This is a genomic window from Gordonia sp. X0973 (assembly GCF_013348785.1).
Lineage (GTDB): Bacteria > Actinomycetota > Actinomycetes > Mycobacteriales > Mycobacteriaceae > Gordonia.
On sequence record NZ_CP054691.1, the window covers coordinates 1,386,972 to 1,401,105 of the forward strand.

At 68.5% G+C, this 14,134-nt stretch carries 11 protein-coding genes; 4 read left to right on the forward strand and 7 right to left on the reverse strand.

Annotated features, from left to right (window positions below; all coding sequences use genetic code 11):
• Positions 1-36: 36 nt before the first annotated feature.
• Genes HUN08_RS06800 through HUN08_RS06810 form a run of 3 tightly spaced genes read left to right on the forward strand, consistent with a single transcriptional unit; the run spans position 37 to position 5,630 of the window.
• Positions 37-4,479, forward strand: coding sequence for an NAD-glutamate dehydrogenase domain-containing protein (locus tag HUN08_RS06800; RefSeq protein WP_301546934.1), 4,443 nt, complete (start codon positions 37-39; stop codon positions 4,477-4,479).
• Between the two features lie 12 nt (positions 4,480-4,491).
• The gene (locus HUN08_RS06805; protein WP_124247524.1) at positions 4,492-4,941 is read left to right on the forward strand and encodes a thioesterase family protein; all 450 of its coding nucleotides are present in this window, start codon (positions 4,492-4,494) and stop codon (positions 4,939-4,941) included.
• Positions 4,941-5,630 (forward strand): hypothetical protein, encoded by a 690-nt coding sequence (locus HUN08_RS06810; protein ID WP_124247523.1) that lies wholly within the window; start codon positions 4,941-4,943, stop codon positions 5,628-5,630. Before HUN08_RS06805 ends, HUN08_RS06810 begins: the two co-directional genes overlap by 1 nt.
• Here HUN08_RS06810 and HUN08_RS06815 read toward each other — a convergent pair.
• From HUN08_RS06815 to HUN08_RS06825, 3 genes are all read right to left on the reverse strand, one after another.
• Positions 5,617-6,795, reverse strand: a complete 1,179-nt coding sequence (locus HUN08_RS06815) for a Fic family protein (protein WP_124247522.1) — start codon at positions 6,793-6,795, stop codon at positions 5,617-5,619. The genes HUN08_RS06810 and HUN08_RS06815 overlap by 14 nt on opposite strands.
• A gap of 62 nt (positions 6,796-6,857) precedes the next feature.
• Positions 6,858-8,498: an alpha-amylase family glycosyl hydrolase gene (locus HUN08_RS06820; protein WP_124247521.1), complete on the reverse strand. Its 1,641-nt coding sequence runs from the start codon at positions 8,496-8,498 to the stop codon at positions 6,858-6,860.
• Positions 8,499-8,522: 24 nt separating this feature from the next.
• Positions 8,523-8,906: a globin gene (locus HUN08_RS06825; RefSeq protein WP_124247520.1), complete on the reverse strand. Its 384-nt coding sequence runs from the start codon at positions 8,904-8,906 to the stop codon at positions 8,523-8,525.
• 121 nt (positions 8,907-9,027) lie between these two features.
• Between HUN08_RS06825 and HUN08_RS06830 the strand changes: the two genes are divergently transcribed.
• Positions 9,028-9,549: an HNH endonuclease gene (locus HUN08_RS06830; RefSeq protein WP_301546935.1), complete on the forward strand. Its 522-nt coding sequence runs from the start codon at positions 9,028-9,030 to the stop codon at positions 9,547-9,549.
• Here the strand turns inward: HUN08_RS06830 and HUN08_RS06835 are convergent.
• The 4 genes from HUN08_RS06835 to HUN08_RS06850 all read right to left on the reverse strand — a co-directional run bounded on the left by HUN08_RS06835 (position 9,546) and on the right by HUN08_RS06850 (position 14,110).
• The gene (locus tag HUN08_RS06835; protein WP_124247519.1) at positions 9,546-9,965 is read right to left on the reverse strand and encodes a hypothetical protein; all 420 of its coding nucleotides are present in this window, start codon (positions 9,963-9,965) and stop codon (positions 9,546-9,548) included. The two genes, HUN08_RS06830 and HUN08_RS06835, sit on opposite strands and share 4 nt — an antisense overlap.
• 235 nt (positions 9,966-10,200) lie before the next feature.
• Positions 10,201-11,772 (reverse strand): fatty-acid--CoA ligase FadD1, encoded by a 1,572-nt coding sequence (gene fadD1 / locus HUN08_RS06840; RefSeq protein ID WP_124247518.1) that lies wholly within the window; start codon positions 11,770-11,772, stop codon positions 10,201-10,203.
• Positions 11,773-11,774: 2 nt separating this feature from the next.
• A complete protein-coding gene (locus HUN08_RS06845) occupies positions 11,775-12,734 on the reverse strand; it encodes an alpha/beta hydrolase (RefSeq protein WP_124247517.1) in 960 nt (319 codons plus the stop codon).
• The gene (locus HUN08_RS06850; protein ID WP_124247516.1) at positions 12,731-14,110 is read right to left on the reverse strand and encodes an NAD(P)/FAD-dependent oxidoreductase; all 1,380 of its coding nucleotides are present in this window, start codon (positions 14,108-14,110) and stop codon (positions 12,731-12,733) included. The genes HUN08_RS06845 and HUN08_RS06850 overlap by 4 nt, the downstream gene beginning before the upstream one ends.
• Positions 14,111-14,134 lie beyond the last annotated feature (24 nt).

Consider the following 14,134-nt stretch of genomic DNA (forward strand, 5'->3'; position numbering starts at 1 on the left):
CCGCCGACCCACCGGCGGGGGCCTAGCATCGGAGATGTGGCCACGCCGACAGCGGTATCCGCGGAAGCTGTGTCGATCCTGCGTGCTCGCGGAGTCGCTGCCGAGTCGGACGCCGCGGGGTTGGCGGCTACGGGCGCGAGCCGCGTCGACGGGGCACCGTCGATCCACATCGTGGAGGATGCCGGGCTGATCACGGCCTTCGTCGTCACCGACGACATGCCGATGATCGTCGAATCGGTGTTGGCGGCTGCCGCCGCGACCGGGCTGCGCGTCGAAGCCGTCGGGCACCCGGTCGTCTCGGTCACTCGTGACGACGACGGGCGGCTCGCCTCGATCGGCCCGCGCGACGGCGCCGACGACGAGTCGTGGATCTGTCTGCGGTTGCGCGGTTCCGGTTCCCGGCCGCCGACACCGGACGTCTCCGAGATCCTGTCCGCGACGATCATCCGCGCCCTGGACAGCGTGGCGGCCATCCACGCCGACCGGGCGGCGATGGTGGCGGCATTGGCCGCGACGGCGGCGGAGGTCGACGATGCCGACGGGGATGCCGAGACCGCCGCCTTGTTGCGGTGGCTGGCCGACGGCAACTTCGTGCCCGTCGGCGAATCCGGAGACGGGAATGCGCGCGGGATCTGCCGCGCTGGCCTGACCGATGCCCGCCTTCCCGAGTATTCGAGCGACGCGCCGATTCTGGCGCGGTGCTACTTTCCGACGCTGGTCGCGCGCACCGACTATCCGGTTGTGGTAACCGTCGACGACCACCGCTTCATCGGGCTGCTCAGCACTGCCGGGTTGAGCCAGTCGGTCTTCGACATCCCGGTGGTGCGACGGGCGGTCGGGGAGGTGTTCGACGCGGCGGGTATCGACCTCGACTCCTACATGGGCGAGGAGATGAGCGGATACCTACAGGCCTATCCGCTCGCCGAGTTGTTCGCGACGCCGGCTGATGAGTTGGCCCGCCGGATGCGCGATCTGCTCGACTCGTCGGCGGCCACCGCGCTGCACTCCTTCATCCGGGTCAGCCCGGCCTCGCGCACCGCCACCGCCCTGGTGTACCTCCCGCGCGAGCGCTACAACACGACCAGCCGCCTACAACTGCAGGACCTGCTCGCCGCGGAACTCGGCGGCACCGACGTGGAATACACCGGTCACGTCGGCGACGGTCCGCGCGCCCTGCTGCACGTCCTGCTCCGCATCGACGCCGATGCCGACGGATCGTTCTATGCGACGGGGGCCGCCGCGCAGCGCGAGTTGCAGGATCGTCTTGCCCAGGTCATCGTCACCTGGGATGAACGGCAGGTCTACGCGATGTCGGCCGGCGACGCGGCCGTCACGGTCCCCGGCCCGCAGTCGGTGGTGCTCTATCTGTGTGGCGATTCGGCCGACCTCACCGACCTGCTCCCGGTCTTCGACTCCCTGGGGGTCCGCGTCGCCGAGGAACAGGCCTTCCGCATCGACCGGCCCGACGGGCAGACATGTTGGGCCTACGACTTCGACGTCGAGTTGCCGGCCGGGAGCGCCGCCGATCCACAGGCGTCACAGCGCCTCATCGACGCCTTCGAGGCGATCTGGCGCGGTGATGCGGAGCTGGACCCGTTCAACGCGCTCGTCCTGGGCATCGGACTGACCTGGCGCGAGGTCGCCGTGTTGCGCGCCTATCACCGCTACCTGCGCCAGTGCGGCTTCGCCTATCGCGGCGCCTATGTCGCCGACGTGCTCGCGTCGCACCCGGACGTGACCGCGGCCCTCGTCGGGCTGTTCGCCGCCACCTTCGACCCCGACCAGGCCGGCGACGACCATCGGATCGCGGCGGCCAATCGTCTCGACGCGGCGGCTGCGAAAGTCCTCAGCCTCGACGCCGACCGGGTCCTGTCCGCTCTGCGTTCGGCGGTCCTGGCCACGCTGCGCACCAATCACTATGTGACACAGGCATATTCGCCCGAAACGCGCCGGGCGCTCGCGCTCAAGCTGGCACCGCAGCAGATCCCGCTCACCCCGGCGCCCCGGCCCCGATTCGAGGTCTACGTCCACTCGCCGCGCGTGGAGGGCGTACACCTGCGATTCGGCACGGTCGCCCGCGGCGGCCTGCGCTGGTCGGACCGAAGCGAGGACTACCGCACCGAGATCCTCGGGCTGGCCAAGGCGCAGTCGGTCAAGAACGCGGTGATCGTGCCGCTGGGCGCCAAGGGCGGCTTCGTCGTCAAAGACGTCCGCGACCCGTCGCGCGAACTCGTCGTCGACCGGTACCGCGAGTTCATCGCGGCGCTGCTCGACGTCACCGACAACGTCGACCACACGAGCGGGGCGGTACTCGCGCCCGCACGGGTGGTCCGGCGCGACGGCGACGACCCGTACCTGGTCGTCGCGGCTGACAAGGGCACTGCCTCCTTCTCCGACGAGGCCAACGCCGTGGCCGCCGACTACGGTTTCTGGCTCGGCGACGCCTTCGCCTCGGGCGGTTCGGTCGGCTACGACCACAAGGAGATGGGCATCACCGCGCGCGGAGCCTGGATCTCGGTGCGCCGCCACTTCGCCGAGCTGGGGATCGACCCGCAGACCCAGGACATCACCGTCGTCGGGATCGGGGACATGAGCGGCGACGTGTTCGGCAACGGAATGCTCAGCTCACCGCATATCCGTCTGATCGGCGCCTTCGACCACCGGCACATCTTCCTCGACCCGGACCCCGATCCGGCCGCTTCCTTCGCCGAGCGGAAGCGGATGTTCGCGCTGCCGCGCTCCTCGTGGGAGGACTACGACGAGACGCTGATCAGCGCGGGCGGCGGCATCCACAGCCGCGACCGCAAGTCGATCCCGATCACACCCCAGGTGCGCGCGGTGTTGGGGATCGACGAGGAGATCGTCGAACTCTCCCCGCCGGAGCTGATCCGGGCGATCCTGCTGGCGCCCGTCGACCTGCTGTGGAACGGCGGGATCGGGACATACGTCAAGGCGTCGACGCAGACCAACGCCGAGGTCGGGGACAAGGCCAACGACGCCGTCCGCGTCAACGCCAACCGGTTGCGCGCCACCGTCGTGGGGGAGGGCGGCAACCTCGGCGTCACCGAGGCCGGCCGCATCGAGGCCGACTTGCACGAGGTGGCGATCAACACCGACGCGATGGACAACTCGGCCGGCGTCGACTGCTCCGATCACGAGGTCAACCTGAAGATCCTGCTGCAGTCGGCGGTGGCCTCGGGTGCTTTGCCCGTCGACGATCGGGCGGCGCTGCTCGCCTCGCTGACCGACGAGGTCGCGAAGGACGTGCTGGCCGACAACATCGCGCAGAACAACGAACTCGGCTTCGAGCGCACCCAGGCCACCCGCTACGTCGACACGCATGTGCGGATGCTCGCCGACCTGGCAACGCACCGCCACGTCGAGTTGGCGCTGGAGAGTCTCCCGACGCCCGAGCAACTGCGGGAGCGCTTCGCCTCGACGGGTAGTGCGGGCCGCGCGCGGGCGCTGACCAGTCCCGAGCTGGCCACGCTGATGGCGCACGTCAAACTCGCCCTGAAGGCGGACCTGCTGGAATCGGACCTCCCCGAGAACGAGTTGCTCCTGCGCCGTCTGCGGGCGTATTTCCCGGCGACCGTCGTCGACCGCTTTCCCGACGAGCTCGCCGGCCACCGGCTGCGTCGCGAGATCATCGTGACCGGCGTGATCAACGACGTGGTGGACCTGGGCGGGCTCTCGCACGTCTTCCGCCTCGGGGAGGGCAGCGGGGTCGGCACGGTCGACGTGGTGCGGGCCTTCGTCGTCGCCACCGAGGTGTACGACCTGCTGCCGCTGTGGGGCGGCGTCGTCGGATCGCCGGTGTCGACCGCGGTGATCGACGAGATGCTCTACTACTCGCGGCGGCTGCTGTTCCGCACGTCGCGCTGGTTGCTGGCGACCCGACCGCAGCCGCTCGCGCTGGCCGCCGAGGTGACGCGGTACCGCGCCCGGGTCGCCCACCTGCACGACCGGCTCTACGGCTGGCTGGGGCAGGCGTCGCGGTCCGATGTCGACGCGCGTCAGCGGTTGCTGGTGACCGAGGGGGTCGACCAGGAGCTGGCCAGACGGGTGGCCCTGAGCCTGCACAGCTATGCGCTGCTCGACATCGTCGACGTCGCCGAGATCACCGACCGCGACGCCGACGAGGTGGGGCAGGTCTATTGGACGCTGTGCGAGCGGCTCGACGTCGAGCAGCTACTCACCGCCGTGACGCAGCTGCGGGCCCGCGACCGCTGGCAGGTGCAGGCCCGCCTGGCGATCCGCGACGATCTGCACGGCGTCCTGCGCACACTGACACAGGCGGTCCTCGTGCAGGGGGAGCCGGGGGAGTCGCCCGAGGCGCAGATCGCCGATTGGGAGGTGCGCAACGCGACCCGCGTCGCACGGGTGCGCACCACGGTCACCCAGGTGCGCGAGTCGGGGGAGGTCGACTTCGCGTCGCTCTCGGTCGCCGCCCGCGCGCTGCGCAGCATCGCCTTTTGAGACAATGGCGCCATGATGATTCCCGACGACGGGCTGCGAACCGAGCGCGGCTATGTGGTGAAGGTGCCGGTTCGCTGGTCGGACATGGACGTGTTCCAGCACATCAACCATGCGCGGATGGTCACGTTGATCGAGGAGGCGCGGATCCCGTGGCTGTTCTACGACGAGCGGCCGACGGCGCCGCTGCGCGAGGGCTGCGTCGTCGTCGACATGCACGTCAAGTACCAGGCCCAGTTGCGCCACGACCAGGGCCCGATCGAGGTGCTGATGTTCGTCGAGAAGCTGCGCTCGGTCGATTTCGTGGTCGGGTACGAGGTGCGCCCGGCCGGTGCCGACCTCGACTCCAAGCCGGCGGTCGTCGCGACGACCCACCTGGCCTCCTTCGACATCGAGACGCAGCGCCCGCGGCGGATGACCGACGCGGAGAAGGAGTACCTGCGCGAGTTCCTGCGGGAGGCGTGATGGGCGACCGTCGGCTCGCCCTGGCGTCGGCGTCCGATGCCGCGGACGTGGCGGCCTTCGCGTCACGGCTGCTGCGCCTCGACGAAGCCGCGGTCATCCGGTTGCGCCAACGCGAGGACGGGCTCGTCGGGCTGTGGGGGACGACGGGTTTCGAGGTGCTGGCGACTCGTGCCGTATTCGGCTCGCTGACCCCGGCCGACGTAGTCTGCGATGCCCACACCCTCGCCGACGCCGCCGGGCGCGGTGACCTGGCGATCGACCCGGGCTTCGCGCTCGACAGCGCCTGGCGCGGCGCGCTGCCGCCGCAATCGGGATACCGGCAGATCGACGACGTGCCGCTGCGGACCGTGGTCGATCTGGCGCAGCGCGGCGCCGCCCTTGCGAAAGAACCGGTGAGCGGTGGCCACGGACCGGTCACCTCGTTACTCGACCAGGTCGTCCTCGAGGTCTCCGACCCGGCCGGTGACACCTCGGTCGGCGTCGCCCTGCGGTCCCTGTTCGCCCTGACCGGCATGGGGTTCGCCCGCGACCGCAACGGGCACGCGATAAGCGAATCCTCCAACCTGGACGAGATCGCCGACGACGAGCCGGTCCGCGTGCGGGCAAGCGGCACCTGGGTCCGCCTCGATGCGCGGTTCGGCGCCGTCTACCAGCGCCGCGGCGACCAGTTCTCCGTCACCGTTCTGTGAGACCGACCAGGGCCAGGTAGCCGTCGGCCGTAAAGCACACGAGGCGACCCCGCGGGTCCTTCGACCTGCCGAGGATTCCGGCGTCGGCCAGCTCGACCAAAGCGCGGTGCGCGGCCGACGAGGAGGCTCCGAGCCGCGCGGTGACGAGGTCGGCCGTGAGCACCGGATAGGACGCGAGGGACCCGAGGATCCGCAAGACCAACGAGTCGGCCCGGGGGACCGCCGGCGATGCGCCTTGCCGACGACGGTGGTCCACCAGATCGACGAGACATTTTTCGTCCAATTCGACTACCCGCTCGGCCAGCCGCACAGCGTTCGCGGCAGCCACCTCGACCGCATGCGCGAATCCGGTGACCCAGGCATCGACGTCGCCGGCCCGGAAGGCGGTGAGACCGGCGATGTAGCTGTCGGCGTCGGCGGCGAAGACCGAACTGATGGGCACGATCGCGTGTCGAACGGCGTCGGCCCGGCGAAGGATCGGGTGGATGAGGGCCCGTCCCGTGCGACCGTTCCCGTCGATGAAGGGATGAATGGTTTCGAACTGTGCGTGTGCGATTGCGGCGCGAACGACTGCGTTTCCCGCCGTCGCGCTGGAGAAGCGGCACAGATCCTCGACGAGGCGGTGAACCTCCGTCTCGGGCGGAGGTATGAAATCCGCGCGGAGCGGACTCCAGCCGGGACCGCCGACCCAGTTCTGCTCGGTTCGAAGTCCGGATTGCAGACGCGGTTCGATCACGTGTTGCAGCCGCTCGATGGCATCGATGGTAATCGGGCGGTCGGGGTCGGAGAGGTCGGTGATGGCCTCGGTGGTCGCCCGAACATTGGCGACGACTTCGAGAGCCGCGCGGCTGCCACGATTCAGTACCTCGGCCACCGCCAGTCGTTTGGCGGTGACGCGCTTTCCTTCGATCCACGACGACGAGATGCTCTCGGAATGGATTAGGAGGTAGTTGAGGTATCCGGCGTCGGCGGTGATCCGTTCGTCAGCCCGGGCGAGCACGACGAGGGCATCCGAGGCCGCGTCGGCCGTGCGCGGGGACAACGATGGGAGGGCGGTTCCAAGGGTGTCGGGGACATAGGCGCGATAGACACCGGGTGTCCGGTCCGCACGCGCGAGGCCACCGGTGTCTTCTGCGTTCCAGAGTCGTTCGACATAAGCGGGCACGGCCACCTCCTATTTCCACTTTAGCTGATCTAAGTGGGAAATATATCGGGTGACGATCCCGGTTAGCGGCGCGGCACCAGCCAGACCGCGGCGTCGGCCGCCAGCTTCCCGTCGACGAGGGGTTTGCTGGTCAGCAGGATCTCGCCAGGCGGCATCGTCACCGGCTCCGGTCGGGTGTTGAGCACGCAGACCAGGTGGCCCGCGGTGCGGCGGAAGGCGAGGCAGCCGGCAGGGGCGCCGTACCACTCGATGCCCTCGCCGGAGAACTCGCGACGGTGATCGCGCAGCTCGATGGCCCGGCGGTAGAGCGACAGCGTCGAATAGACGTCTTCGAGCTGTTTCTCGACGGTGAGGGCGGCCCAGTCCGGCGGCATCGGCAGCCAGGTGTGCGGGGTGGAGCTGAAACCGAAGGGCGGCGCGCTTCCCTCCCAAGGAATCGGTACCCGGCAGCCGTCGCGGCCGCGTGCGGTATGTCCCGACCGTTCCCACACCGGGTCCACGAGTGCTTCGTCGGGCAGGTCGACGTTGGGCAGTCCCAGCTCGGCGCCGTTGTAGATGAACACGGTGCCCGGCAGTGCCAATTCCACGAGCAACAGGGCGCGGGCGCGGTCGACGCCGATCGCATGTCCGGCCGGCGAGTCGTCGGGTGCGTAGCGGGTCGCCTCGCGGTAGACGTCGTGGTTGGACAGCGTCCACGTCGGCGGGGCCCCGACGGAGGCGACTGCCGCCAGCGAGTTGTCGATCGCCGAGCGGATCTCGTCGACGCGGTAGCCCGCCGTCGCCAGCCGGAAGTTGAATCCCAGGTGCAGTTCGTCGGGACGCAGATACGCCGCGAACTGCGCGTTGTCGTCGACCCAGACCTCTCCGACGGTGAACGCGCCGGGGTACTCGTCCACGACGGCCCGGATGCGGCGGTGGATCGGGTGCACCTGCGGGTTGTTGAAGCGCGGGTCGGAATCGGTGTGCCGCAGCACCTGCGCCGCGCCGACGTCCATATCGGGCAGGCCCGGTGCCTTCGCCAGGCCGTGTGCGACGTCGATCCGGAATCCGTCGACGCCGCGGTCGAGCCAGAACCGCAGCGTGTGTTCGAGGTCGGCGACGACGTCGGGGTTCTCGAAATCGAGGTCCGGCTGCTCGGGTGCGAACAGATGCAGATACCACTGACCCGGCCGACCGTCGGGTTCGGTGATCCGCGACCACGCCGGACCGCCGAATACGCTGACCCAGTTGTTGGGCGGCAGCGAACCGTCGTCGCCGCGACCGTCGCGGAAGAAGTACCGGGATCGTGCCGCGCTCCCGCGGCCGGCCGCGAGCGCTTCGGCGAACCACGGATGCTCGATGCTCGTGTGGTTCGGCACGAGGTCCATGGCGACGCGAATATCCCGGGAGTGGGCTTGCGCGATGAGGCGGTCGAAGGTCGCGAGGTCGCCGAACAGTGGGTCGATGGCTCGTGGATCGGACACGTCGTATCCGTGGTCGGCCATCGGGGAGCGCATCACCGGGGAGAGCCAGACCGCGTCGACGCCGAGCAGTTCGAGGTGTCCCAGCTTGCCGATGATCCCGTCGAGGTCGCCGATCCCGTCGCCGTTCGAGTCGGCGAAGGATCGCGGATAGACCTGGTAGACGACGGCGTGGCGCCACCAATCGCGGTCGGCGGGGTTGAGTTGGGAGGCGGTGCGGGAGCGAACGATGTTGGGGCTCATCGCGAGTGCGAATCCTCTTCCTGTCTAGAACTCCGCGTTGACCAGCGAATTCGCGGCCATGATCATGTAGTCGACAATCGCTTTCCGATGATCCTCGTCGAGGACGTCTGCCGGGATCTCCGCTATCGCCGTATTCATGCAGCGAAGCCACGCATCCCGCTCGATCGGGCCGATGTGGTACGGCACGTGACGCATCCGGAGCCGCGGATGGCCGCGCTCGTCGGAGTAGGTGTGCGGCCCGCCCCAGTACTGCTCGAGGAACATACGCAGCCGCCGCTGCGCCGGCCCGAGGTCCTCCTCGGGGTACATCGGTCGCAGGATCTCGTCGCGCGAGACCTCCTCGTAGAACCGTTTGGTGATCGCCTCAAAGGTGGCGTGGCCACCCACCTCGTCGTAGAAACTGGGCACGCACCCATTGTCCACCTCGCGCCGATTTACGTGACGGTTGGGGATTGTTAACTCCGTGTACCTGCGACGACACGCCACAATTAGAGTGCACGAGTGCGTCGCCCGTGGTTGTCTGGAGGGCGTGATCGGAATCTCATGGCAACGCCAGCGCGTCCTGCTGCTGAACGCCACGTATGAGCCGCTCACCGTCGTGTCGACGCGGCGGGCCATCGTGCTCACCATCGCGGGCCGCGCCGAGATCGTGCACGAGGACGAGGATCACGCCATCGCGCACTCCGAGCAACTCGACGTCGTGGTGCCCTCGGTGATCCGACTGCGGCATTTCGTGCGCGTGCCCTACCGTGCGCAGATCCCGATGACGCGAGCCGCGCTCATGCGACGCGACGCCCATCGCTGCGTGTACTGCGGGTCCAAGGCGACGACGATCGACCACGTCCTGCCCCGCAGCCGCGGCGGGCAGAACACGTGGGACAACTGCGTGGCCTGTTGCGCGCCCTGCAACCGCCGCAAGGCGGATCGTCTGCTCCACGAGCTCGGGTGGACGCTCAACCGGCAGCCCGTCGCCCCGAAGGGACAGCACTGGCGACTGCTGGCGACCGTGACCGACATCGACCCGGTGTGGGAGCAATACCTGGCCGCCTAGCTCGCGCCCCACTTCCGTGCGACACCGGGGAGGTGCCGCGCTCCTTTGGCCGCCTCCTGCGCGTAGGTGGCGAACTCGGCTCGCGCGTCCTCGACCGGCATGCCCAGGGCGGTCTCGACGAATTCACGATTGCCTCCGACGAGGATGAAGTCGTCGACGGATACCAACACCGCCGCGTCCAATTCGGGTGAGGCGAGAACCGTGTCGCACCAAAACATCTCCGATAACCACTCCTGGACCCCAGCTATGGGAGCGACGACGGCCTGATTCGGGACAGCGGAGTGCTCCGGACGGGTCGGTGTCATGTCGTCGACGGTGAAGCACACCAGTTCGGTGCAGCCGTGCGAGGCGAAAGCGGCCAAGAGTCGGCGGCCGTCGGGGTCCGTAGTCAGGTCGACGATCTCTTCGAACGGCACCACTACCCGACTCGGAGCTGCCGCCCATTCCTGGTTGAACTCCGGTCCCTCGCCGAGGAGGCTTCTCCGAATTCGGGTAGCTTCTGCCGCGCCAAGTAGTCGCATTATGCGCCGATGGCCTCCGCTCACGGGTCACGCCTCGCAACCGCCACACCGGTCTCAGCCGGCGTCCAAATCACTTCGGGGACAGAGTAATCGACCACCTTCGCCGCTCGACTGACTGCGGCATTGCGGACTATTCGCTGTAGACCTTGGTGCGCGGCTCGCGCGTCCAGATCTGGTCCGCTCCGGCGTCGGTGCCGAGGGTGACAAGTTCGCGCTTGAGGATCTTGTTGGTCGCGGTCGACGGCAGGTCCGCGGCGATCCGGACGACCGTCGGCCACGCTTTCGGTGACAGGTCGGGCTGTGCGGCGAGGAAGTCGGCGAACTCGGCGGCGGACAGCGTTGCGCCGTCGCGCAACACCATCGCCGTGGCCACCCGGTCGCCGCCGTTCGGATCGGGCAGCGCGTAGACGGCAATCCGGCTGATCGCCGGCAACCGCATCAGCACCCGTTCCACGGGCGCGGCGGCGAGGTTCTCCCCGTCGACGCGCATCCAATCCGACGTGCGGCCGGCCAGGTAGATCCAGCCGTCGGCGTCGCGGTAGGCGAGGTCGCCGGACCAGTACATGCCTCCGCGCATGCGCTCGGCATTGGCCTTCTCGTCGTTGTAATAGCCGGAGAAATAGCTGGCGCCCTCGGTGTTGACCAATTCGCCGACGGCGGCGTCGGCGTTGACGAGGGCGCCGGTGTCGTCGAACTCGGCGACGGCGCATTCGGTGACGGTCTCCGGGTCGTAGATCGCGACGCCGGGCAGACCGCGCCCGACCGAACCGGCCGGGGTGTCGGCTTCGCGGCCGATGATCACCGCGTTCTCGGTGGACCCGAACGCGTCGAGCACCATGACGCCGAATCGTCGGCCGAACTCGGCGATGTCGCGGTCGGCGGCCTCGTTGCCGAAGGCGATGCGCAGCGGGTTGTCCGCGTCGTCGGGGCGCTCCGGAGTCGCCAGGATGTAGGCGAGCGGCTTGCCCACATAGTTCATATACGTCGCGCCATAGCGGCGGATGTCGGACAAGAATCCCGACGCGGAGAACTTCGCCGGCGCCATCGTCGCGCCCGCGGTGATCGCGAGTGCGTACCCGCTGGCAATCGCATTGGAGTGGAACAGCGGCATCGCCATGTAGCAGACGTCGTCGCGCGTCAACCCGAACTTCTCGACGAGGAATTGGCCGGCGACGGTCACCATGAAGTTGCTCACCAGCACGGCTTTCGGATCGCCGCTGGTGCCGGAGGTGAAGATCATCATGAACGGATCCATCGCACCGGTCTCGCACAACGGGGTCAGCGGATCCGCCTGCGCGCACTGGCCCCGCCACTCGTCCGACTCGACGGCGACGACGCGCACCCCGGGCAGCTCCACGTCGTCCAGGAGCGCGCGGTTCTCCTCGTCGACGAGAAGGATCTGTACGTCGGCCTTCGCGACGTCACGTGCCAGACCCTCACCGCGCCGGGTGTTGTTGATCCCGCAGAGGACGTATCCGCCCAGTCCCGCGGCGGCCAGCGCGGTGAGCATCGCCGGGGTGTTGCCCAGCAGCGTCCCGACATGCGGCGGGCGGTCGGGGTCGAGTAGGCCGATCAGCGTCGACGCCTGTCGCTCCGCGTCGTCGAGGTACTGCTTCCAGCTGATCCGCTCGTCACCATAGGCGATCGCGGTTCCGGGGTTGTCGCGCTGGTCGCGCAGGGTCTGCTGGATGGTGTCGGCCATCGTCACTCCTGGTCGGTGGTGGGAATCGGGTTTCGCAGGTGGTGATCGAGGAAGGCGACCTGGTGTGCGACGCATCGGTCGAACCAGTTGGTGCCGCCGACGCCGGCGAAGACGTCGAAGTGATCGCACGGATAGTGGCGCACCTCGGCGCGGGCGGCGAAGGCGGCTTTCGCCGCGGCGTGGGGCGGCGCGCCCTGGTCGAGGTCGGCGATCTGCACCAGCATCGGCGCGGTGATGTGTTTCGCGAACCGGCCCGGCCGATGGGTGGCGATTTCCGTGCCGATCGTCGCGTCGACCTCGTTGCGCCACGACGGTCCGGCAAGCTCCGTGTAGGCCTCGTAGTAGCCCGGCGCGGTCAGGGCCCCGAATTCTCCGGGCCGCGCGACGATCGGGATGGTGGCCGGGCTCTTGCCCGCGAGTTGGCGCGCCGAACTGCGCCACCCCGTCGTCGTCGATCGGAGCAGACTGCGCGGGGTGTGCAGCGGCAGGGCGTGCCGGGCGGCCGCCAAGCCGTTCACCAGCGGCACGACCGCGAGAATCGCGGCGACATCGCTGCGGGTCGCGCCGACTTCGAAGACGTGTCCGCCCGACTGCGAGACTCCCCACAGGATGAGTCGTGAGGGGTCGACGCCGGGTTGCCGGGCCGCCGCGGCGCACGCGGCGTGGTAGTCGGCGACCTGGTTGCGCATCGAGACACGTTGGCGCGGAAGGCCTTCGGATTCGCCGAACCCGCGGTAGTCGAATGCGAACACGGCGTAGCCCGCCTGCTGCAGTGCCCGGGCGTACGGGTCGAGCCCGGTGTCCTTCGTGCCGCCGAGGCCGTGGCCCATGACGACGACCGCCGCTGGCCGCTTGTCATCGACCACGGCGGCCGCCGGGTAGAACCAGGCGGCGCATTTGACTCCGTCGCTGTGGAAGGTGACGTCCAGCCGGTCCGCGGCGATTCGCGTCGCCGGGCTCATGCGCTCGCCCCCGACGTCGTCGCCGGACTGGATTCGCCGACGCCGGCCCAGGTCGGCGGTCCCTGCCGACGGGCGCGCTCGAGGCCCGCGGGGAGTTCCTTCGTGCGCATGTTGTGCTCGTAGAGGAAGTAGTCGAGCTGCTGGGTGTGGCGCGGGCGGTCCAGCATGTGGCCCGTGTAGAGCGCCATGTCCTCTTCGATCACGCGCCGCATCTCCTCGACCGAGGGCGGCCGATAGTTGCCGACCGCGTAGGCGCCGACCAGCCGCGCCTGCGATTCGACGAAGGGGAACAGCGTCGGTGTGGCCTGCGCGAATCCGTGGAACAGGAGGTCGTCGATTCCGGGATAGAACATCCGCTTGTAAAGGTCGATCCGGTTGTCCGGGGCGCTGATGAACTCCTCGTCGAAGAAGGGGAAGGTGATGTTGTAGCCGGTCGCGTAGATGATGACGTCGAAGTCGGCCGATGTCCCGTCGTCGAAATGGACGGTCTCGCCGTCGAGGCGCGCGATATTCGGCTTGGGGATGACGTCGCCCGAGCCGAGGCGCAGCGGCAGGTCGATGGACTGTGTGGGGTGCGCCTCGAAGAACTTGTGGTTGGGCGTCGGCAGCCCGAAATTCTCCGGTCGCCCGGCCATCGGGATCATCATCTGCAGCACCTTGCGCTGCCAGCGCAGCGGGATATGCGGCGACGTGCGGTAGAACTTGTCGGCCGGCGTGCCGCCGTAATACTTCGGCACGATCCATGCGCCGGATCGCGTCGAGAGCATCAATTCGTTCTGCAGCGCCTTCGACGACAGCTCGACGGCGATGTCGGCGGCGCTGTTGCCCAACCCGACGACGAGGATGCGCTTGCCGGTGAAGTCATGCGGTGTCTTGATGTCGATGTAGTGGTGGGCGTGCATCTCGATGCCGGAGAACTCGCCGGGGAAATCGGGGAAGCGCGGATCCCAGTGGTGTCCGTTGGCCACGACGAGCAGGTCGAAGCGACGCTTGCCGGTGCGTTCGGTATCGAGTTCCCAACCGCCGCCGGGTAGCCGTCGCGCATGGATGACGCCGTTCTCGAACTCGATGTTGTTCTTGAGGTCGAAGGCTTCCGCGTAGTCCTCGAGGTACTGCTTGATCTGGGTGTGATGCGGGAAGTCGGGGTAGTGCTCCGGCATCGGGAAGTCGCGGAAGGAGAGCTGGTGCTTGGAGGTGTCGATGTGCAGCGAGCGGTAGGCGCTCGAGTGGCCGTTCGGGTTGCCGAAGGCCCAGTTGCCGCCGATGCGGTCCGACGACTCGAAGACGGTGTGCTCGACGGCGTAGTCGGTGAGCATCTTCGACGAGGTCAAGCCGCTGATCCCGGCGCCGATCACCGCCACGGAGGGGATTGCCATGCGCCGAGAGTACACAGATTGTTG